General features: G+C 30.7%; 21 protein-coding genes and 1 tRNA gene. 8 read left to right on the top strand and 14 right to left on the bottom strand.

The features are described 5' to 3' along the window. Genes N508_RS03680 through N508_RS03700 form a run of 5 tightly spaced genes read right to left on the bottom strand, consistent with a single transcriptional unit; the run spans position 1 to position 4,130 of the window. Positions 1-417 carry a secondary thiamine-phosphate synthase enzyme YjbQ gene (locus N508_RS03680; protein WP_023275053.1) on the bottom strand — a complete coding sequence of 139 codons (417 nt, stop codon included), beginning with the start codon at positions 415-417 and terminating at the stop codon, positions 1-3. Between the two features lie 58 nt (positions 418-475). Continuing rightward, a complete protein-coding gene (locus N508_RS03685) occupies positions 476-1,147 on the bottom strand; it encodes a tetratricopeptide repeat protein (protein ID WP_143815576.1) in 672 nt (223 codons plus the stop codon). 7 nt (positions 1,148-1,154) lie between these two features. After that, positions 1,155-1,718 (bottom strand): hypothetical protein, encoded by a 564-nt coding sequence (locus tag N508_RS03690; protein ID WP_023275055.1) that lies wholly within the window; start codon positions 1,716-1,718, stop codon positions 1,155-1,157. Positions 1,719-1,777: 59 nt separating this feature from the next. Next, a complete protein-coding gene (gene pncB, locus N508_RS03695; protein WP_023275056.1) occupies positions 1,778-3,328 on the bottom strand; it encodes a nicotinate phosphoribosyltransferase in 1,551 nt (516 codons plus the stop codon). Continuing rightward, positions 3,321-4,130: a cysteine hydrolase family protein gene (locus N508_RS03700; protein WP_023275057.1), complete on the bottom strand. Its 810-nt coding sequence runs from the start codon at positions 4,128-4,130 to the stop codon at positions 3,321-3,323. Before N508_RS03700 ends, pncB begins: the two co-directional genes overlap by 8 nt. Before the next feature lie 267 nt (positions 4,131-4,397). On the opposite strand from N508_RS03700, the gene N508_RS03705 reads away from it, so the two are divergent. Continuing rightward, on the top strand, positions 4,398-6,038 hold the full coding sequence (locus tag N508_RS03705; RefSeq protein ID WP_023275058.1) for an acyl-CoA mutase large subunit family protein: 1,641 nt from the start codon (positions 4,398-4,400) through the stop codon (positions 6,036-6,038). Positions 6,039-6,238: 200 nt separating this feature from the next. Here N508_RS03705 and N508_RS03710 read toward each other — a convergent pair whose 3' ends face one another. Both N508_RS03710 and N508_RS03715 read right to left on the bottom strand, forming a co-directional pair. Continuing rightward, complete coding sequence (locus N508_RS03710) at positions 6,239-7,099, bottom strand: hypothetical protein (protein WP_023275059.1); 861 nt, start codon at positions 7,097-7,099, stop codon at positions 6,239-6,241. Positions 7,100-7,237: 138 nt separating this feature from the next. Further along, positions 7,238-8,176: a DDE-type integrase/transposase/recombinase gene (locus N508_RS03715; protein ID WP_023275060.1), complete on the bottom strand. Its 939-nt coding sequence runs from the start codon at positions 8,174-8,176 to the stop codon at positions 7,238-7,240. A gap of 198 nt (positions 8,177-8,374) precedes the next feature. On the opposite strand from N508_RS03715, the gene N508_RS03720 reads away from it, so the two are divergent. From N508_RS03720 to N508_RS03730, 3 genes are all read left to right on the top strand, one after another. Next, entirely contained in the window at positions 8,375-8,740 is a 366-nt protein-coding gene (locus N508_RS03720) for a hypothetical protein (RefSeq protein ID WP_023275061.1), read from the top strand. A gap of 34 nt (positions 8,741-8,774) precedes the next feature. Beyond that, a complete protein-coding gene (locus tag N508_RS03725; RefSeq protein ID WP_023275062.1) occupies positions 8,775-9,368 on the top strand; it encodes a ribonuclease H1 domain-containing protein in 594 nt (197 codons plus the stop codon). Positions 9,369-9,440: 72 nt separating this feature from the next. After that, positions 9,441-9,522, top strand: a tRNA-Leu gene (locus tag N508_RS03730). 568 nt (positions 9,523-10,090) lie between these two features. Here the strand turns inward: N508_RS03730 and N508_RS03735 are convergent. The 4 genes from N508_RS03735 to aspA all read right to left on the bottom strand — a co-directional run bounded on the left by N508_RS03735 (position 10,091) and on the right by aspA (position 14,623). After that, complete coding sequence (locus N508_RS03735; protein WP_023275063.1) at positions 10,091-10,504, bottom strand: YolD-like family protein; 414 nt, start codon at positions 10,502-10,504, stop codon at positions 10,091-10,093. Continuing rightward, a complete protein-coding gene (locus N508_RS03740; RefSeq protein WP_023275064.1) occupies positions 10,504-12,006 on the bottom strand; it encodes a Y-family DNA polymerase in 1,503 nt (500 codons plus the stop codon). The genes N508_RS03735 and N508_RS03740 overlap by 1 nt, the downstream gene beginning before the upstream one ends. Before the next feature lie 529 nt (positions 12,007-12,535). Further along, positions 12,536-13,075, bottom strand: a complete 540-nt coding sequence (locus N508_RS03745) for a hypothetical protein (RefSeq protein ID WP_023275065.1) — start codon at positions 13,073-13,075, stop codon at positions 12,536-12,538. 129 nt (positions 13,076-13,204) lie between these two features. After that, complete coding sequence (gene aspA, locus N508_RS03750; protein WP_023275066.1) at positions 13,205-14,623, bottom strand: aspartate ammonia-lyase; 1,419 nt, start codon at positions 14,621-14,623, stop codon at positions 13,205-13,207. Positions 14,624-15,003: 380 nt separating this feature from the next. Here aspA and N508_RS03755 point away from each other — a divergent pair, with 380 nt between their 5' ends. Further along, complete coding sequence (locus N508_RS03755; RefSeq protein WP_023275067.1) at positions 15,004-16,476, top strand: LTA synthase family protein; 1,473 nt, start codon at positions 15,004-15,006, stop codon at positions 16,474-16,476. Continuing rightward, a complete protein-coding gene (locus N508_RS03760) occupies positions 16,461-16,955 on the top strand; it encodes a cupin domain-containing protein (protein WP_023275068.1) in 495 nt (164 codons plus the stop codon). Before N508_RS03755 ends, N508_RS03760 begins: the two co-directional genes overlap by 16 nt. Here N508_RS03760 and N508_RS03765 read toward each other — a convergent pair. The 3 genes from N508_RS03765 to N508_RS03775 form a co-directional block, all read right to left on the bottom strand. Beyond that, complete coding sequence (locus N508_RS03765; RefSeq protein ID WP_023275069.1) at positions 16,952-17,890, bottom strand: AEC family transporter; 939 nt, start codon at positions 17,888-17,890, stop codon at positions 16,952-16,954. The genes N508_RS03760 and N508_RS03765 overlap by 4 nt on opposite strands. Before the next feature lie 70 nt (positions 17,891-17,960). Then, complete coding sequence (locus N508_RS03770; protein ID WP_023275070.1) at positions 17,961-18,575, bottom strand: DNA-3-methyladenine glycosylase; 615 nt, start codon at positions 18,573-18,575, stop codon at positions 17,961-17,963. A 20-nt stretch (positions 18,576-18,595) separates the two neighbouring features. Next, entirely contained in the window at positions 18,596-18,850 is a 255-nt protein-coding gene (locus tag N508_RS03775; protein WP_023275071.1) for a DUF3781 domain-containing protein, read from the bottom strand. 204 nt (positions 18,851-19,054) lie between these two features. Between N508_RS03775 and N508_RS03780 the strand changes: the two genes are divergently transcribed. Then, on the top strand, positions 19,055-19,477 hold the full coding sequence (locus tag N508_RS03780) for a PepSY-like domain-containing protein (protein WP_023275072.1): 423 nt from the start codon (positions 19,055-19,057) through the stop codon (positions 19,475-19,477). Positions 19,478-20,703: 1,226 nt separating this feature from the next. Next, on the top strand, positions 20,704-21,126 hold the full coding sequence (locus N508_RS03785; RefSeq protein ID WP_023275073.1) for a PepSY-like domain-containing protein: 423 nt from the start codon (positions 20,704-20,706) through the stop codon (positions 21,124-21,126). The last annotated feature ends 775 nt before the right edge of the window (positions 21,127-21,901 follow it).

Genomic DNA, 21,901 nt, shown 5'->3' on the forward strand with positions numbered 1-21,901 from the left:
TTATTCACCAATGATTTTAATTAAAAGCCTTTTATCCCGCATACCGTCATATTCGCCATAAAAAATCTGCTCCCATGTTCCAAAATCAAGTTTACTGTTAGTTACAGCAACAACAACTTCTCTGCCCATTACCTGCCTTTTCAAATGAGCATCTGCATTATCTTCATATCCGTTATGATTATACTGATTGTGTGGCTTTTCAGGAGCTAATTTTTCAAGCCATACTTCAAAATCAGAAAGCAGTCCATTTTCATCATCATTTATAAAAACACTTGATGTTATATGCATAGAATTAACAAGCACAAGCCCTTCTTTTATACCGCTTTCTCTTAAAGCATCTTCCACTTGAGAAGTTATATTTACATATCCCCTGCGTTTTGGGTATCTGATAGTTAATTCTTTCCTGTATGATTGCATTACTTTTCTCCAATATTTTTATATTCCTGCCAGAATGAATATTTATAAAATTCATTCACTACTCTCCCGATTTTTTAAACCATTTCACAGCTTCTTTATAATCTCTTTTTACTCCTCTGCCGCTTTGATACATAAAGCCTAAGTTATACATAGCAATAGTATATCCCTGCATAGCAGCCTTTTTATACCAGTTGACAGCAGCCTCATCATCTCTAGGCATACCTCTGCCGCCTGCACACATTATTCCCATATTATACTGGGCTTTCATATTACCTTTTTCTGCTGCAGGCTCCAGCCATCTAAGAGCTTCTATATCATTTTTTGGCACACCTTTTCCATTTTTATAGCAAAAGCCTATATTAAACTGTGCTTCTGTATGGTCAAGTTCTGCAGCTTTTAAATACCATTTGGCAGCTTTATTAATATCTTTCATAACACCTTTGCCGTTTTTATATATTTCACCAATATAAAACATAGCATCAGCATTGCCCTGTTCTGCTGCAAGCTCAAACCACTGCAAAGCATATTCATAATTTTTTTTAACACCTGTTCCATAGTATAGAAAAAAGCCTGTCAGAAACTGCGACTGCGGGTTATTGTTTTTTTTAGCATCTGATACAAAGCACTTAAAAGCAGCAGCAAAATCATTTTTATCTGCTGCCATGGAGCCAAGCTCATAAAGAGTATATTTTGGTTTGCGTTTAAATATTTTTTTTAAAAACTTAATCATAAAAGTATTACATACATTTTGCAGCACCAAGTTCTACCAGCCTGCCATTTCGCCTTTCCTTTTCATCATATATTGTAACATTTGATGCCATAATTCCTTTGCTGTGTAAAACAGAGCAGTATGCTGCAGCAATATCATCTTTTCTTAAACCGTCATTTAAGCTGTATATCCATACAGTAGGGTTTTCCACCTGTGTTGCAAGCTCTATATATTTTATTTCTGGAATTTCTACCATCATCTGCTGAAAATTCTCATTATGAAGTGCTGTATCGTTTAATATTAATGGTCTGTCTGCACTGACTGCTTCACTGATAGAAGAAGCCTGCTGTTTAGATGCATTTCCCTGCCCCTGCGAACTCTGAGGCATATCAGATAAACTCTTTCCTTTAACACCTGCCCCGCCTGTGCCAGCTCCATAATTGCTGCTTGATACAGAAGTATTATTATTTGCAGGAAAAAAATTCTTTTTAATAATACTATAAGGCACAGAAAGAAGAAGTATTATAATAAAAATACTTAATACTTTATACTCAAACCGCATTTCTTTAATAAATGTTTTAAATTTTTCCATACTATTACCCTGAATATATATTTTAATAATTATTTTGCAAAAATCGTGCCTGATTAAAACTAAATATTACTTCCTTTATCCATTTGTAAAAGCATATTTCGTGTCATATATTTTTTCACATTAAACACTTTTTCAGATAAACTAACCTTTGCTCTGTGTGGCTTTACAATTCTTTTGTATGACCAGTCAAGACAATCCAGCTCATTTTTAGAATTCTGCCTTATTTCAAGCAAAGACTGGCTGCTGTATCTGCTTTCAAATGAGCTTATGTTTCCATTGCTTGTATAAACAAGCGACTGTCTTGGCTCGCCTATAATAAATGCAGAACTGTTTACCATATATTTACTGTCATCAAAAATATGCAGAAACCTGCTTGTGTTTTTATAATCTTCATCATAAAAATATATAAGCGATGTTACATATTCCCCATTTTTATCTTTAACAAATGCACTTCTAAGATTACCGGGTATTGTTGTCTTCTCATTATGGTTAGATATTTTTAATATATAACTGTTTTCAAGCTCTGATATTTTGCATACTCCACCTAGTGCAGGGTCTCCCCATGCTGTTGCACCTTTTGTGCCTATGCCAAATGATATATGTTTTATTATATGGCTTTTACCTGCCTGATTAAACTGAGTAAAAATATCCTGAATACTGTTTTCTTCTAAATCATTGCTTAAAACGACTGTAACTTTTTTTGTTTCAAGCTGCTCTGATAACTGCTCATAAGCCTGCACTGCAAGATATGCTAAATCGCCGCTGTCAATACGGACACCAATTTTCTCCCAGTCATTAGACAATATCATTTTATTTTTATGCTTTAAAAATGCCTTTACTGCATTTTTTAAACCGCTTTCAAGAGTGTTTATAGTATCTATTAATAATACAGGCTTGTCTGAATTAATTTCAAGCCATTTATCAAATGCGTCATACTCAGAATCAAATGACTGAATAAATTCATGTCCCATAGTGCCTGATGACGGTATGCCAAAAATGTTATTTACTTCACAGTTACTTGTGCCGTTAATACCTGCAATATAGGAATAAAGTGATGCTTTTAAACTGTTTTGAGCCCTGCGTCTGCCAAACTCCATAATAGGACATTCGCAGGCGGCTTTTTTTATTCTGTGCCATTTTGTAGCAACTAAACTTGCAAAATTCATTTCAGAAAGCAGTATGCCTTCTAATATTCTTGCATCATGCAGGTTAGTTTCTAATATAATAATAGGCTCGTTAGGGAAAGCTATAGTGTTCTCTGGAAGAGCATATATTTTAACAGCCAGCTTATCCCTTGTTTTAAGATAGTCTGTGTATTCTTTTTTATAACCTTTATTTTCCAGATAAGAAGTTATCTGTTTATACGAAAAATTTTCCACTTTTGATAAAAATGCCGTAAGACCAGCAGTAATAATATATGAACTGCCAAATGGTGCAGTTCTGTAAAAATATGATTTTACTGCCTTTTTATTATGAATATTTAAAAGCACATCAGTTTGTGCCATAACAAGATGATACTCATCAAAAGGCAGCAGCTCATCAAACATTTTTGTTTTTAGAAATATATCTTTAAGGGGTGTATTTAAAAGCCTGTTTTCAAAATTAATCATTAAAAAATACTCTCATATCAGTTGTTTTCATAACTCTTATACCTAAATCAAATGCTCTGTCTAAAAATATTTCTGATAAATATTCAAATCCATCTACTGATGATACAGCATCTTCTAGTAAAACAAATTTTTTAAAATCTTTTGAAATATATTTTGCAATATCAAGCAGAGAGTTTGCAACACAATGGCTTAGTGCTTCCCCTGCTACTAATATCATATCATTTGCAGCTACAGTATGGGCTATACGGGAACTTGCATATATATTATCCTTTTCTCCCATACTTACATCTGCTCTTAATACAGAATACTGCTCTGTAAAAGAGTTAGTGCTTTTATAGATATATTCTGTTGCATTATATTTTTCAGAATTATATCTTTCTATCGCATCAAAAAGCGGCTTATAGATATTTGCACCATTTGAGCCAATAATACAATGCGGCGGCCAGATACAAAGCTCATATCTTCCGTTATTTTCAAGCTCCCATACATAATATTCTGCCAGTTTCTGATAAGCTGGCACTGCTGCATAATATCTGCCTGATAATACATCCTGCTTTTTTATAATTGTAAAAAATTCAGGATGAGTGCCTGTTTTACTGTCTATCCAGAAAACGGGACTTGCAATGTGAAAACTTTTATGCACATCAAAAGTAATTGTAATGCCGCTTAAATGCTGCCTGTATGTATCAATAAAGTCAGCAAGCCTTTGCATATCCTGCTCTGCACCTTTAACATACAATGCACCATCTGGGTCACAAAAATCATTCTGTGGATCTATTATTAAAAGATGAATTTTCTGCATTCTAATATTCCTTATTAAAATTATTTTATTATTATACAATGTATATATATAAAAATCAAGTTTGTTACTCAAAATTTTTTAACAGGACAGGCTTGATTTATACTACCACTTTTCTATTTTTTGTGATAATATATATTAACTTGTTTATTTCATAATCCAGTTATAAAATTTAAAACTGCATTATTGCCAGAATTTTTAAAATAATTATTGCAATTTAAGCAATATTTAATGATAATTGATTAAATATTATTTTTAGCGAGGTCAGCTATGTACGAAAAATGGAAAGAACAGTATGAAAAAACAATCAGTAAATTTCCTGAGCGTAAAAAAGTTTTTAAAACTACTTCCGGATATGTTGTAAAGCCTTTCTACACTCCAGCAGATATTCCTGATTTTGATTACGAAAAAAAACTTGGTTATCCAAGCATTTATCCACTTACAAGGGGTGTTCAGCCTACTATGTATCGCGGTCGTTTTTGGACAATGCGTCAGTATGCAGGCTTTGCAACAGCAGAAGAATCAAATAAAAGATACAGATATCTGCTTGACCAGGGGACAACAGGGCTTTCAGTAGCTTTTGACCTGCCAACTCAAATTGGTTATGATTCTGATGACCCAATGGCATCAGGAGAAGTTGGTAAAGTTGGTGTTGCTATTGACTCTCTTGCTGATATTGAAACATTATTTAATGGCATACCGCTTGATAAAGTTTCTACATCTATGACTATTAATGCAACAGCTTCATATCTTTTATCATGCTATATTGCTGTTGGTGAAAAACAAGGGGTTTCCTCTGATAAATTAGCAGGAACTATCCAAAACGATATATTAAAAGAATATATGGCTCGCGGCACATACCGTTTCCCACCTACTCAGTCTATGAGATTAATCACTGATATTTTCTCTTTCTGTAAAGATAATGTTCCTTTATGGAATACTATCAGTATCAGCGGATATCATATAAGGGAAGCAGGAAGTGATGCTGTGCAGGAAGTTGCATTTACACTTGCAGACGGTATAGCTTATGTTGATGCGGCTATTAAAGCAGGACTTGATGTTGATGATTTTGCAGGCAGGCTTTCTTTCTTCTTTAACTGTCATAATAACTTTATTGAAGAAGTTGCAAAATTTAGAGCAGCAAGAAGAATGTGGGCAAAAATTATGACAGAAAGATTTAAAGCTAAAAAAGCAAAATCTACTATGCTTCGTTTCCATACTCAAACAGCAGGCTCTACATTAACAGCACAGCAGCCGCAAAATAACATTGTCCGTGTTGCACTGCAAACATTAGCAGCATGTATAGGCGGCACACAGTCTCTGCATACTAACTCTTATGATGAAGCTCTTGCTCTGCCTACAGAAGAATCTGTTCGCATAGCTTTAAGAACTCAGCAGATTGTGGCAAATGAATCTGGTGCAGCAGATACTATTGACCCACTTGCTGGTGCATATATGGTAGAAGCTATGACTGATGATATAGAAAAACGCGCATTTGAATATATCCAAAAAATAGATGACCTTGGCGGCATGATGCGTGCTATTGAGCAGGGTTTTCCACAAAGAGAAATCCAAAACAGTGCTTATGAATATCAAAAAGCTATAGAAGATGAAGATTTAATTATTGTTGGTGTGAATAAATATCATATAGATGAAGAACCACCTAAAGGTCTTTTAAAAATTGATTCTTCTGTTGAAGTAAGCCAAAAAGCAAAACTTAAAAACTTAAAAGAAACTCGTGATAATGATGCAGTTAAAAGAGCTCTTGCAGATTTAACAGCAGCTGCAAAAACAAACGAAAATTTAATGCCAAAAATCTTAAATGCAGTTAAAACTTATGCTACTCTTGGCGAAACAATTAATGCTTTAAAAGAAATATTTGGCGAATACAAAGAAAACATCGTATTATAAAATCAAAAGCCTTTCTGCAATTGATGAGAACCCCATTTATTGGACAAATAAATGGGGTGTTTTTATGTCATGCAGAATTAAATATTTTTATTAATCAGTTCTGGTTTTAGGCATTCTTTTAAAAAATACATTAAATCTTGATATACTTTAATAATATATATTATTCTTTAATACAATTAATTTATGGTATATTTGACATATCAAGGAACTGTTGGAAATATGTTATCTGGTATTGTTATACCAAGAGAAACTGAAATATAATTTATAAGACTGTCTTCTGTAATTTGCGATTTATCATCACGCAGACTTGCTGCAAGCTCACCAAAAACACTGCTGAAACTGTCCTGCCCCAGTAAATCACCAAGCATTGCTGCTGCATCTTCTGAAAGTTTAAGTCCACTGTCTAAATTATAAAGAAATAAATTATATTCCTTTAAAAATGAAGGTAAACCAAGCCCTACAACAGTTGGATTAACATCCTTGCCAAAGTCTGTAAGACCTTCTTCTGTAAGCTGCAGTTCATTAGAACCACCCCCACTTGAATTTAAAAGCATAGCACTAATATTAACAACTGTTCCCATAGTGCCTGCAAGACCGCATAATGTAAGATTAGTATTATTTAAAGTATGATTTGATTGTGCAAGCTCTGTTTTATAATCTGCACATATATTAATAGCTTTTTCATACTGTTTGTATAAATACATTGATGTATTCATATCTATCACATTATGTCCAATAACAGCCGCAGCTGTTCCATAAATATCATTACCGCCAGTCTGCAATATGCTGTCAAGCCCTTTTACAATATCAAAGCCACTGCATGAAAGAACAGCACTAACATAACTATATAAATCCTTTTCACTAAGGGATACACTAGAATTAACATAGTCATCATAACGCTCAATAATTACATCACATTCATTTTTTAAAAAACGAAAATCAAAATCATCTATTAATGCTTCTTTAGAACTGGTATTTTCTGCACCAGAATATATGCTTTCACCACAGCCTGTTAAAACAGAAAGAATTATTACCAGCAATATTCCAATATATTTATTCACATTTAATACTCCAAATATGCTTTTTAGATATTATAATACATATCGCATTTTTTATCAAGAAATTTAGTATAAAATTAATATAGCTTATCTTAACTAACAGGACAAATGTTACACTTTTAGTAAAAAATAAATCTTAACTTAATATAAATCAAGCAATAATTTATTTTCAATAACAATCTCATATGGAGATTTAAAATTTAAGCATGTTTTAGCAGTATTATTATATCTATCTTCATGCTGTTTAAGAGCCTTAATTAATTCATCTTTGGAATAGAATTTATTATTTGCATATAAAATTTTTCCATCCTCTCTATGACTTCTTTCCACCTTTCCATTCTGCCAAGGTGAATAAGGTCTTATTCGTTTAATAGTATATCCTTTCTTTTCAGCTGTCTCTTCAAAATAGCTTTTCTTGTTTGTAACTTCCTTATCATTTACAAACTCATAGCCATTATCCACTTGAATTGTTTTTAGTGGAAAGCCAAATTTACTTTCCAGTTCGTCTAAAAACTTACCTGTTTCAAATGTGCTTTTTTCTTCTACTATTTCTAATACTCTCATTCTGCTGTATTCATCTATCGCTGTTATCTGATAATATTTTTTACCATAGCTGGAAAACATTATACATTCCTGTGGAACATATTTTATATCTATCTGAACCTTGTCGCCTATATACTGACCTGTTATTGGTTCATATCTTGTATAGCTCTTTTTTGACTTGTTTAATGACTTTAAGCCTTTCTTCCTTATCTGCATACACATACTGCCAAAACTACGATTATAACCAATTTCTAGAAGTCTGACATATACCTCCGCATTACCATACAAACCATGCTCGGCATATGTGTTAAATATTAAATCAAGCTCTTCTTTACTATGCTTATTTGGACTGGTTCTTGGTCTACGACTTTTAAAAGATAAACTCTGAACTGTTCCATCATATTTCTTTAAATGCCTGTATACAAACATACGGTTCACTTGATATTTGCGGGCTGCTTTCGTTGCTCCTTTTTTTAATGCATACTCACATAACCGTTGACGAAATCGCATTTCTTCTGTTATTATCACTTTATTCATTGTGATACCTCTTAGTTTAGTTTAGTTTTTTGCTTAATTTTATACTATATACTAAGAGGTATTTTTTTATACTTATTTTTGTAACATATGTCTCATAATCTTACATTTAGTATAAAATTAATATAGCTTAATTAAATTAGTGCTTGAAAAAATTTATATTATTATATAAATTATAGTATAATTTTTTATGAGGATATTATGGAGTCATTTTTTGATATAAGTGATTTTGCAAACCTGATTATATATTTTGCAGTATTTATTGGTATTACAATCTATTCTGCATTTAAAACAAAAAATAAAAAATCAAACCAGAATGATGATGAAAGTGTTATTATTCAAAACAGTAATCAGAACAATACAGATATAGAAACAAAATTAAAAAGCATTATAAGAAAAAAAAATAATCCATACCAAATAAACAGAAATAAAAACAATAATCCAATTTTTGCTAATTCTACTAACAACATAAGCTATACTCGCACTCTTATGATTTTTTTAGCTGTGGCAGCTGCTGCTGTTTTACTTATCGCATATTTTACAGGCACTTATGAAAGTTTTATGTAAAAATTATTTATTAGTAGTCTGGTTAATCTAAATAATGTATTATGCAGTAAAAAAAGGCAGAGAAACAGGTATATTTGAAAGCTGGGAAGAATGCCAAAAACAAATCACTGGTTTTTCTGGAGCAGAATTTAAAAAATTTAAAATACTTCATCAAGCAGAAGAATATTTATCTGCTGACAGCTTAAATGATGAAAAAAATGATGATTTAAGCGGTCTTCATGCTTATATTGACGGCAGTTTTTCTGAAAAACAGACAGAAGCTGGCTTTGGTGCCGTTATTTTATATAATGGAGAAATAATACACACAATAAAAGGCAGCAGCAAAAAATATATAGATATGCGTAATGTAGCAGGGGAACTTTTTGCAGCAGCTGTATCTATTAAATGGGCTGTAGAAAATAAATATAAAAGTATAACACTGCATCATGACTATTCAGGTATTGCTTACTGGGCAAAAGGACAGTGGAAACGCAAACAGGAAGGCACTATCAATTATAAAAAATTTATTGATGAAATATCTGAAAAAATAAATATTTATTTTGTAAAAGTAAAAGGACATTCTGGAGATATATATAATGATATGGCAGATAAACTTGCAAAAGAAGCAATAAATATTACAGATGAATAAGGAATAATATGAAAAGTATTGACAAATGAATATTATTTATGTTTAATCATTTATCAAATTTATAGTTTATAAGCCGAAGTGGCGGAATGGTAGACGCAGCGGACTCAAAATCCGCCGATTTTTAATCGTAGGGGTTCAAGTCCCCTCTTCGGTATAATCATCAAAAATATACCCAAATAAGTGAACTTATTCAAAATTTTTTTCTCACATTCATTTTAAGCCTGATTTTAAAGGTGAAAAATCTAAATTATATATATTAAAGCAGTGTATAACATATTTAAAACTATCTAACTTTTTAGATACTTCGCCTTGCAGGCTCAGTATGACCTAGAGCTTTCACATTGCAGTAAGATACGGAAACAGGCTCAGGACGAGCTGTCTTTAGTAAGCGATAGACGAACTTATTTCGGCAGAGGGTGATTTAAAAAATTTATGGATGAATTTTTTAATACAAATTTATTAAGTCATTTTGAGCCTGACTTTAAGGCGAAAAATCTAAATTATATATATTAAAGCAGTGCATAGCATATTTAAAACTATATAGCTTTTTATTTACTCAGCCTTATCATTCTCAGTATAACTGATATGCAAAATTTTTAAGTAAGTCTATTTTATTCATCATAAGATTATAATATTTGATAAGTAGAAATACATCTAATATATAAATATGTTATTACAGTTTTAATCAAAAATATAAGTAATGCAGATTTTTAATATTTATCTTATAGTATGCTTATATCCATAATGTCATCAATATTAATTTTTGTATCATTAACAATAATAAGTCTGTTATAAGTATCTATTTTTTTGATAATGCCAGTTACTTTTACAAATCTGCCACCGCTTTTTCTCTCATCTGCTATAAAATATTTTACATATATATTATTTACAGCATTAGTATTATATAAAATATTCTGCAAAATATAATTAATTCTTTCCTTTTCTTCTTCATCAAGACTGTAAGATGTTTCTGTAATTCTTTCTGTTTCTTTCACAGCTTCGCTATGACCTGGCAGGGCAGAAAATGGTGCAAACTGGGCAGCACGATTTAATACATTCATTGGAGCATGTATATTAGATATTCTGTGTGGCATATTTATAATATCCCCATAATATTTACAGCTGTCATTATCCATTATGCTATATGACCACCTATCTGATTATTTCTATCCATTGCAGTAGCACCATCAAAAAGATTCATACATTTTATTACTGAATTTTTGCCAAACCGCTTTTTTATATTGATTAAAGTTTTCTGTATATCTTTCTCTTTCAGTCTGCTTTTATCATCAGCTTTTTTATCTTCTTCTAAGAAATCTAATATTGTTAATGGCTTATTCTCTGATTGATATGTATTTTCTGGTATTACATGATTAAATATAACACTTATTCTTCTAATCCATAAATTTTTGTCTACAATGCTGTCATAAAGGGAAGATACTGCTGCAACTATATCTTTTGTAGATGATGTATAACTTTCTAAATTGATAGTGCCATGAGCACTTTTTGGTTTAATCCTGCCATATCTATCTATTTTTAAATCTCCATTATATGCTGGTAAATCATTCCTTGATAAATTTTCAACATCATAACTAACTGCTAAAATTATCTGGTTTGTAACAAGTCCTTTTTCTACTAAATCAAGGGATAAAATATCTGCCATTTCTTTTGCTACTGTGCGTGCTTTTTCGCTTGTATATGGACTGTGCAATACCTGTGCTGAACCTATACTTTTGCTTTCTGACTTATATGCTTTAATATGCGCCATAGTGCATGGTTCGTATCCCCATGCGTGGTCTATTAAAAGCTCTGCATTTATACCAAAAAGTTTATAAAGCAGTTCTTCATTATAAAAATCATGGTGGCTGATAGAGCATTTTGCAATATCCCCCATAGTAAATATGCCATACTTTTCAAGTTTTTCTGCATATCCTTTGCCTATCCGCCAGAAATCAGTTATTGGCTTATGGGTCCATAGCTTATAACGGTAAAGTATTTCATCAAGATAAGCGATACGGACACCATCTTCATCTGGCAGAGTAATTTTTGCCATAATATCAAGTGCAATTTTTGCAAGATAGAGATTTGTGCCAATACCTGCTACAGCTGTAATACCTGTTTTTTTATAAATATCCTGTATCATCATTTTAGCAAGATTGTATGGTGTAATATTATATACTTTTAAATAACTTGTTATATCTATAAAAACTTCATCTATGGAATAAACATGTATATCTTCAGGAGCAATATATTTTAAATATATTTCATAAACTAATGTGCTGTATTTTATATAATGAGCCATTCTAGGCGGTGCTGCAATAAAAGCAAGAGCAAGGCTTGGATTATGCTGCAGCTCTGTAATATTGTATGATTTTCCAGTAAACTGTCTAAATGGCAAATGAATAAGCCTTTCCTGATTAATATTTTTTACCTTCTGTATCACTTCAAAAAGACGCGGTCTTCCAGTTATTCCAAAATATTTTAAAGCTGGAGTAACTGCTAAGCATATTGTTTTTTCACTGCGGGATTTATCTGCCACTACAAGATTAGTAGTTATTGGGTTAAGCCCTAAATCAACACATTCCACAGAAGCATAAAAAGATTTTAAGTCTATACATAAATAAACCCGTTCTGACACATTTATCTCCATATATAATATAGAACAAATGTATTATATAAGATTTTTTAAAAAAAGAAAAGCAAAAAATAAAATAAGTGGGTTTATCCTAAAAACTTTGTGCTGTAAGTTACTTTGAGCCTGTTTTAAAGGTTAAAAAATCTAAATTATATATATTACAGCAGTGCATAATATATTTAAAACTATCCAGCTTTTTAGATACTTCGCCTTACAGGTTCAGTATGACCTGCAGTTTTCACATTGCAGTAAGACACGGAAACAGGCTCAGGATGAGCCGTCTTTAGTAAGCGATAGCCGAACTTGTTTCGGCAGAGCGTGTTTTAAAAAATACAGGGATGTATTTTTTAATAAAAGATAAATTAAGATACTTCGCCTTACAGGCTCAGTATGACTGAATTTACTTTTTTCTAATACTATTACTAAATATTTTGATAATAATAACTATCATTTCTTTCCATATAAGTTTATTATATGGATTAGTTTAAGTTTTTTTGTAAGAGCAGTATAAAAAACATAAAAAAGGCTGCTTTTATTTGCAGCCTTGACCGATAGAAGAAATAGTAACTTCTCCAAAATAATCTGAAAATGTATTATTTAAAACAGTATTATGTCCATTTCCATTATATTCACTTGCAACCATTTCTATTTCAAGACGATATGTGCCATCCGCAATCTCTGCAGCATCTATCATACTTTTCTCAATAACCGCTTCTAATGTAACACGAGAATTATATTTAAGATCTTCTGGATGGTCAATTTCTATTGGTATATCATTAAAATAAAGCCTTGCTCTAGTAAAGCGAAGATAACTGTTTCTAATAACAGGGTCTACATTGCTGGAGCCATAAAGACCTTCTGAGCTGATAGTATATTTTACAGTTCCATCACCTTGAATAAAATCTATACATACAGGTGGAAATTTATATGTATTTGTGCCATTAGTTATGCTGTCAATATCAACTGATGCTGTAGTAAAAGCAAAAACTCCGTTAACTTCATCTGTTGTTTCTTTTTCTAAGGCACACGACATAATGAAAAACGGTATAATCAATGCTGCCCAATATCTCATATTTTAACTCCTTACAATTTGTCATGATAGCATAAAATAAAATTAGTTAGCAAGAAAAACATACTATTTTTTACATAAAAAAATGGGCAGCTGTTAACTGCCCACTATCATATATGGCATTATATGCTGCTATTTTTTATGTTTTAATTCTGCCCCAGAAATACCCGGAGTTGTCATACCTACAGGGTCTAAAATAATATTAATTTCTTCTTCTGTAAGCACTTTATCCCTTAAAATAAGTTCTCTAATTGGTTTGCCAGAAACATATGCTTCTCTAGCAAGCTGTGCAGCTGTTTCATAACCGACATGTGGGTTAATAGCTGTAACAATACCAACAGAGTTTTCAACATAAGCTTTCATTCTTTCAGGATTTGCTGTTAAATCTTTAAGCAGATATTTAGTAAAAACTCTGAAACCATTTGCCATAATAGTTAATGACTGGATAACATTAAATACAAATATTGGCTCCATAACATTTAACTCAAACTGACCAGCTTCAACACCCATTGTAACTGTAACATCATTACCAATAACTTGGAATGCTATCTGATTAATAACTTCTGCTATTACAGGATTAACTTTACCCGGCATAATAGAGCTGCCTGGCTGACGAGGTGGAAGATTTAATTCAAGTAAACCACATCTTGGACCAGAAGCCATTAAGCGTAAATCGTTACATATTTTAGACATACTTGTCATGCATACTTTCAATAAAGCACTTACTTCAAGATATGAATCACAGTTTTGAGTGCCGTCAACTAAATCTTCAGCACCTTTAACAGGAAGACCTGAAATCTCTCCAAGCTGTTTAACAACTTCTTTAATATATTCAGGCTCTGCATTAAGACCAGTTCCAACAGCAGTAGCACCCATATTTACTGTAAGCATGTGTTCTCTAGCATTAGTTAAGCGTTTAATATCTCTGCCAACAACAGCTGCATGTGCTTTAAATTCCTGACCTAATCTTATAGGCACTGCATCCTGCAAATGAGTTCTGCCCATTTTAATCATACCGTCAAATTCTTTTGCTTTTTTAAGCATCATATCCTGCATTTCTTTCATTACTGCTATTAATTCATCAAGCAGCATAGCAATAGTTAAATGTGCTGCAGTAGGAAAAGAGTCATTTGTGCTTTGAGCCATATTAACATGAGAGTTTGGAGAAATAACTTTATAATTACCCTTGCTTTCGCCTATAATCTCTAATGCACGGTTAGCAATAACTTCATTTGTATTCATATTGATAGATGTGCCTGCACCGCCCTGAATAGGGTCAACTAAAAACCAGTCGTTAAATTTACCAGCAATAACATCATCAGCAGCTTTTGCAATAGCTTCTGCTTTATCTTTTTCAAGCTCGCCAATTTTTGCATTAGCAAGTGCAGCAGCTTTTTTAACAATAGCCATACATTTAATTAATGCAGGATGTATTCTATAACCTGTAATAGGAAAGTTTTCAATAGCTCTTAATGTCTGCACACCATAATAAGCATCTATTGGAACCTCTTTATCTCCTAAAAAATCATGTTCCATACGAAATTCAGCCATAAGTAACTCCTTCTTTAAATTATTTTACTTTATAGTTTCCTTATACCACACAAACTATTATATTGCAAGAAAAAATATTAATAAAATTATAACTATGTTATCATTTAGCATTAACTATATATATCAATTAGTTATAAAATATATTTAAAATTATAAATTACATTCTAACTCAATATAAAACATATTTTACTTTATAATTTATAAGATATAATTTATTATTATATAACATAGTAATGAAAATTAAATTTTATGATTTTTTTAGTTTTTTACATAAAATTTTAATGTGAAAAAATTTTATTAATATATATTTAATACTTTAAATTAATTAAGAACAATGATATAGTATATCACTTTTTTACATAACAGAATAAGGATTTATAATGGCTATAATAAATATAAACAAACAGTTTTTAAAAATACCTTGGAGCAAAAGAGCTTTTTCATATTATGTGCTGCTTCTGCTGAATACATTTTTATATACTTTAATATTTGATGAACCTAGAATACAACTGATGAATTTAAATCATTATAATACTGCTCTTATTATTACACTTGCAGCACTTTTTAATCTTGTGCTTTTTTTTCTGCTTATGCTTTCCAAATGGGTTTTTATTATTGTAAATCCCGTTTTATTTTATATAGGCTCTGTAGGTGCACTGTATGCGGATAAATTTCATCTTGATACAACAGAACATTCTGCAACAAAATTTCTACTGCATAATACAATAAAATCATCTATTTCAGAAAATACAACTTATACTGTTTTTGTAACACTTATGTTTTTACTAGGACTTGCATTTGGTTTTATAAGGTTTTTCTTTGCAAGAGATAAATCTGTTATCCGCAGAGGGCAGGCATTTGCAATAATATTTCTTATTGCTGTAATATGCTATACTAATCTTTATAATAACTTTAATCAATTTACTATACAGCCGTATGCATTTTTGAAAGGTGTAAAAAATTATACATTATCATACCTTTCATACAAATTTTATGCAGATAAAAGGCAGGATAAAGTAAATGCAGTCAAAACAGATGATAATATTACAGGTGTAGTGATATTAATAGACAAACTTTCAAATGCACCATTTAAACAAACAAGCTCTCAAATGCCTTTAACAAGCAGCAGTATTATAATATTTGATAATGTTACTACTGATTATGCAAACAATTACAGCACAAGAAGTGCAGTATTAACTGGTGCTGCAGCTGAAAATATTAATGACATCAATAACAGCCGCTCTTTTATAAGTCTATTTAAAAATGCAGGCTATAATACAGTATATTTTGCTGTTTATAATTCTTTATTATCAAAAGATGCTCTTGCTTATAATATTGTAAAAAATGATACAAAAAATATTATAGAAAAATATACTAATAACAGCCCAAATCTTTTTACATCACTTGCCTATATTAAAGAATTTGCAGCTGAAAATAACGGCGGTCTGTTTGTTGTAAATGCAGAAGGTTCTGCTCCATTAATAAGTATGAGATATAAAGATTTTATTAATAATAATACAAATAATGATGAATACAGCCAGTATATTGACTATATTGATGCTTATCTTCATGAAACTATTAATATACTAGCAGATAAAAAAGCACTTATTATTTTACAGGGTTTAGAAGGCGAAAAATATAAAGATAAGTTATCTGCAAGTAAAGACAGAGCTTCAGTTATGATAGTATGGGTATCTGATAAATTAAATAAAGAATATAATATCTCAGGCAGCATTACTGCCCATAAAAATGATGCAGTATTAGATGATACTTTATTTAATACACTTTCAGGCTGCTTTCAAATGGATAGTTCTGTATTTAATAATGGAAGAAACTTATGCAGAAAGAATTAACTACTGCTGATATTTTAATTGAAAAATTAAACCTTGCTCCACATGCAGAAGGCGGATATTTTAGAAGATATTACCAATCCAGCAAATATATCATAAAAGATGATAATACCAAATGCAGAGCAGGAAGTGCAATATACTATCTTTTGAAACAAGGTCAGTTTTCTGCATGGCATTCAATAATGTCTGATGAAATATGGCATTATTATAAAGGCGGTCTTTTAGAGATATATGAAATCAAAAAAGACGGCTCACTTAATTATCATAAACTTGGTGACAGTCTTATATATAATAATGCGTCATACAGTGCTGTTATAGAAAGCGGAAGTATTTTTGCTGCAAAAATTATTGATGGGGAATATGTATTAACTGGGTGCAGCCTGCATCCAGAATTTTCTTATGATGATTTTATTCTTTATAAAAAAGATGAAATGCTTTTAAAATATCCAAAATATTCTGACATTATTAATATGTTTTACTAAAATAAGTATTGAAATGATATTACATATAATGGCAGTGCTATCATACTAACCACAAATGACCATGCAGTAAGTATTGTAGAATATTTATAATCACATCCATAATATTTGCTTAATATTGTAACTTGATTCATAGCTGGCATTGCAGCCTGTAAAATATATACTTCCTGCCTTTCTGCATTAAATGATGTAAAAAACATCATAATCAGAAAAACAGCAAATGGAGATATAACAAATCTTCCTGTCATTACTGCCCAGAAATCTTTTGTAATTTTAAAATCAGATAATTTCATTTCAGCAAAGACCATACCTATAAATAATGTGGCTAATGGTGAAGTCATACTGCCAAGCATACTGGCTGGTTTTTGCAGCATTTCTGGAAGTTTAAAACCAGCAAGGACAAATATTATTGCTACAACTGTTGCTGTAAGTGATGGTGTTAACAGTGCCTTTAAATTAATACTGCCTTTTCCACTGCCTGATGATTTTTGGATAGAATAAACACCAAGGGTCCAAAAAAGAATAGTGTTTGCAATGTAGTATTCAAGAACATAGGCAACAGAGCTGTCTCCAAACAATGCCTGATTTACTGGAAGACCAATAAAGACAACATTAGAATATACAAACAAGGCTAAAAATACACCCATATTTTCATTTTTAACTTTAAAAATCTTACCAGCTGTATATCCTAATGGATAAAGAACTGCTGTTGCAATTAATGCAGCAAAAATACCACCTGCTGATTCCATAAACTGTGCTTTTGTAAACTGATAAGGCAAGGCTGATAAAATATAAGCAGGAAATGTAAGATTAACAACAAGCCATGCAATGCGTGAACCAAACTCAGTAGATAAAATATCTTTTTTGGTAAGAATATAGCCTGCTGCAATTAATAAATATACTGATATAATACTTTGGATAGAATCTAAAAACCCCATACAACCTTCTTATTCTTTGAAAATTTATCTATATGTATTAAAACTTTTTTTGTATTAAATCAAGTAAAATTTAATAAAACTTACATCTGCCTTTTGTAGCATATTTTAGAAACTCTTTATCAATATATCTATATGGCAATAAAGCATTATCCCTGCCCTTTGGGATACCAAGTCTTGATGAAATAAGGATATTTTCAGGTATATATCCAATATTTTCTATATATAATTCACCATTAAATGATTTTTTATCCCATAACATTCTTTCAATCATTAGACTTTTACAAAGCAAGGTCTGTCCAGAAGCAAGATAATGTATATCTCGTAATTTTCCATTTTTTTTATTTATCTGCTGTATAAAAGCAAGTGTATTATAATCATTATCAAGAAAACATATACCCGATTTTACAAGGACAGCATCACCATATCCTAATGCACTTATGTTAAATGATGCCCCTGCCCTGCTGTGATACATATATATTGTGCCAGCCTCCATAAACATAGCTGCACGATTTAAGGAATACCCAAGACTTGAATGGCTTGCAGGTTCTGATTTGCTGTATGCTTCTGTTTCAATAATTCTTGCTTTTAATATAAAATTATCTATTTTTCTGCATAATACTTTTCCAAGCAGCGATTTAGCAAGTGTTACAACATCTTTTTGAAAAAAATTTTTATCTAATATCATTAACAAAACCCAGCATTAAATTATGATTTATATTTTTTTTTATGTGCAGTAATAATAGTAAAACTGCACGCATTAACAGTTATAATGCAGTCATCAAAAGATATATACCAATTTTTGCCTTTTCTAACTGTATTAATCTTTTTTTGAGATATTTTTCTTTTACACCATTCAATAACATCTTCATAATCATTTAAACATAAATTCTTTTTTATTCTAATGATACCAAGCTTTGTAGTATGAAGTTTTTCAAGATTTATTAATAATTCCTTTTCCATATTACATTCCTTTATGTAATGCTTATTAATATTATCTTATATTATGCTATAATACAACAAAATATCCTATCATATTGATAAATGATATAATTATGGCGGTATACCTATATTTTAAAAAAATAAATATTTTTTGTAACTTTTATTTTCCTGCTGCAACATATAAAACATAAGAAGCAAATAATAAATTAAAAAAGGAGCAATCTTATGAAAAAACTATTTGTAACATTTTTTACAGCAGTCATCTCACTGTTTGCATTTACTGCATTTGCTGCTGATATGCTTATTCAGCCAAATCAGCTGCCACAAAACTCTCAACAGTTTATAAGCAAAACTTTTAAAAATGCAAATATTGTTGCAGCTAAAAGGGATAAAAACAGTTTTGAAGCTATCCTTAATACTGGTGCAAAAATTGAGTTTAATTTAAGTGGTGAATGGGAAGAAATAGAAGCATATTCTGCATTACCTGATGGACTTTTACCTGCTGCAGTTGAAAAAGCAGCAAAAAGCCAAGGCGGTCAAATCATTAAAATAGACAAAGATTTTGGATATTATGAAGTAAAATTAAATAACAATCTTGAATTAAAAATTGATATGAATGGTAATATTTTAAAAAGAAAAATGGACTAATCCCATTCCTTTAATATATAAACCTATCCGCCTGTTTCCAATTTTGGAAGCAGGCATTTTTTTATAAAGTTCATATAGCACCGTCAGAAAAAAGTATCTTTGTAACAACTTGTCATAATTATATTATATAGTGCACAGCTGATAATAACATAGATGTTACAATTATGTTATACTAAGACTAAAACGAAATATTACAAAAAAAAGGATGTATTTTTTAATAAAGGATAAATTTATTCACTTCGCCTTATAACTCTCATTATGACATAATTGTAGTAGTTTTATTATTCAGAGCTGCTGTCACACAATGTCTATTATGAGGATAGCGAAGAATCTTGTATCTATAATGAGGTTAAAACTGCTAACTTTTTAGGATACTGTATAATATAAGTATAAGTATGAATTTAGATATTGCCTAAACAGTTAATAATTTATAGAATGTTTAAATTGCAATAATTCTAAATACTATATTGTGGGTTGCAGTTTTTACAATACAGATACTTCGCCTTATGGCTCAGTATGATATGAATGCAGGCTTAGGACAAGCCGTCTGAAAATGAGCGATAGCTGAACTTGTTTTGGTAGAGCGTGATTTTAAAAAACATGGAGAGCATATTTTACTACACTGCACTCCGAGTATGTAAAACGACTTGCCATTAATATAGGCAAGACTCTGTTTTTGCAGCACAAGGACTTTCCGAGCAAGCAGCGATGGAATAAAAAGTCCGCAGCTGGACAGTATTTGAAAATAAAGGGTAAATTAAGATACTTCACTATATTTCAAGACCAGTATTAACATACAGTTTTCACACGATAACTCATTTTGAGTCTGATTTTATAGGCGAAAAATCTAAATTATATATATTACAGTAGTATATAAATCAAAAAATGCAGCAATCTTAAAACAGTATTGACAATTATTGCAGCTTATACTAACTAAATTATTCGCATTCGCTCATAATGACAGGTGGCAGCATATCTTTCTTAAAAAGAGCAAAGCGGAGCAAAAGAAATATATATCAAAATAAGATAATGTTTAATAAATAAGCAAAATAAATAGATTATTCCATTTGCTTATAATAAATATCCATCCTTTTAAACATTAAGAAACATATTAAAAATAATAAAATATAAAAACAGTTTTTTTGTAACTATTTTCTTTCAACTGCGACTAATAAAACATAAAGTAAAGGTATAAAAGGTTTCAAGCCTTAAAAGGAGTTATACTTATGAAAAAAATCTTAGTTTTAACAGCAGCATTTTTAATGACAGCAAGTCTTGCTTTTGCAGATATGGTTATTGCACCAGATGCACTTCCTGCAAATGTTAAGCAATTTATTCAAGCAAATTTTCCTACTTCTAATATTATGTTTGCAGAGCAGGATTATGATAGTATTGAAGTAAAATTAAATACAGGTGTAGAAGTTGAATTTTATATAAATGGTGATTGGAAAGAAATTAAAGCATACCAAAACTTTCCAACAGCAGTTTTACCTGCCCCAGTTGCAGATGCAGTAAAAAATGCTCATCCTCAGGCTTTTATTATAAAAGCAGAAAAAACATGGAATGGTTTTGAAATAAAAACAAGTAATATGATGGAAATATATATTACTGCAAATGGTCAAATAATGGGACAAAAATTTGATGATTAATGTTTTAAAAAATAGTATACTCACAACTACCCGTTAAACAACGGGTAGTTTATTTTTATGCTATAATCTATTATCTCTTGCAGTTTCTATTATGCTGACTTATTAAAATCACATCACAGTAATTACAATCTTATCACTAACTGGACTTACCCCAGAAATTTTATATATCAGTCATTTTGAGCCTGATTTTAAAGGTGAAAAAATCTAAATTATATAGTTTTAGATACTTCGCCTTATTACTCTCAGTATGACATGTAAGCAGGCTCTGGACGAGCCGTCTGAAAGTGAGCGATAACCGAACTTATTTCGGCAGAGCGTGATTTAAAAAATACAAGGATGTATTTTTTAATAAAGGATAAATTTATTTACTTCTCCTTATTACTATCAGTATGACAATTGTAGCAGTTTTATTATTCAGAGCTGCTGCCACACAATGCCTATTCTGAGCATAGCGAAGAATCTTATATTTATAATGAAATTAAAACTACAAACTTTTTAAGATACTGTATAATATAAGTATAAATTTAGATATTGCCTAAAAGTTAATAATTTATAGAATATTTAAATTGAAATAATTCTAAATACTATATTGTGGGTTGCAGTTTTTACAATACAGATACTTTGTCTTATCACTATCAGTATAACCTTATTTATCTTAAATTCTCTTACTATATTTATTACATTTAAAAGTATAATTTAAACTTAATTTACATGACTGCCTATATTTGTTATAGATTTTACATATCATTTTTTATGTATTTTACAACAAGCATTA

The sequence above is a fragment of the Mucispirillum schaedleri ASF457 genome, from assembly GCF_000487995.2.
Lineage (GTDB): Bacteria > Chrysiogenota > Deferribacteres > Deferribacterales > Mucispirillaceae > Mucispirillum > Mucispirillum schaedleri.

Coding starts and splice junctions, on each gene's coding strand:
- N508_RS03680 (WP_023275053.1), bottom strand. CDS start 417: ATGCAATCATACAGGAAAGAATTAACTATCAGATACCCAAAACGCAGG.
- N508_RS03685 (WP_143815576.1), bottom strand. CDS start 1,147: ATGATTAAGTTTTTAAAAAAAATATTTAAACGCAAACCAAAATATACT.
- N508_RS03690 (WP_023275055.1), bottom strand. CDS start 1,718: ATGGAAAAATTTAAAACATTTATTAAAGAAATGCGGTTTGAGTATAAA.
- pncB (WP_023275056.1), bottom strand. CDS start 3,328: ATGATTAATTTTGAAAACAGGCTTTTAAATACACCCCTTAAAGATATA.
- N508_RS03700 (WP_023275057.1), bottom strand. CDS start 4,130: ATGCAGAAAATTCATCTTTTAATAATAGATCCACAGAATGATTTTTGT.
- N508_RS03705 (WP_023275058.1), top strand. CDS start 4,398: ATGTACGAAAAATGGAAAGAACAGTATGAAAAAACAATCAGTAAATTT.
- N508_RS03715 (WP_023275060.1), bottom strand. CDS start 8,176: ATGAATAAAGTGATAATAACAGAAGAAATGCGATTTCGTCAACGGTTA.
- N508_RS03720 (WP_023275061.1), top strand. CDS start 8,375: ATGGAGTCATTTTTTGATATAAGTGATTTTGCAAACCTGATTATATAT.
- N508_RS03725 (WP_023275062.1), top strand. CDS start 8,775: ATGTATTATGCAGTAAAAAAAGGCAGAGAAACAGGTATATTTGAAAGC.
- N508_RS03735 (WP_023275063.1), bottom strand. CDS start 10,504: ATGGATAATGACAGCTGTAAATATTATGGGGATATTATAAATATGCCA.
- N508_RS03745 (WP_023275065.1), bottom strand. CDS start 13,075: ATGAGATATTGGGCAGCATTGATTATACCGTTTTTCATTATGTCGTGT.
- aspA (WP_023275066.1), bottom strand. CDS start 14,623: ATGGCTGAATTTCGTATGGAACATGATTTTTTAGGAGATAAAGAGGTT.
- N508_RS03755 (WP_023275067.1), top strand. CDS start 15,004: ATGGCTATAATAAATATAAACAAACAGTTTTTAAAAATACCTTGGAGC.
- N508_RS03760 (WP_023275068.1), top strand. CDS start 16,461: ATGCAGAAAGAATTAACTACTGCTGATATTTTAATTGAAAAATTAAAC.
- N508_RS03765 (WP_023275069.1), bottom strand. CDS start 17,890: ATGGGGTTTTTAGATTCTATCCAAAGTATTATATCAGTATATTTATTA.
- N508_RS03770 (WP_023275070.1), bottom strand. CDS start 18,575: ATGATATTAGATAAAAATTTTTTTCAAAAAGATGTTGTAACACTTGCT.
- N508_RS03775 (WP_023275071.1), bottom strand. CDS start 18,850: ATGGAAAAGGAATTATTAATAAATCTTGAAAAACTTCATACTACAAAG.
- N508_RS03780 (WP_023275072.1), top strand. CDS start 19,055: ATGAAAAAACTATTTGTAACATTTTTTACAGCAGTCATCTCACTGTTT.
- N508_RS03785 (WP_023275073.1), top strand. CDS start 20,704: ATGAAAAAAATCTTAGTTTTAACAGCAGCATTTTTAATGACAGCAAGT.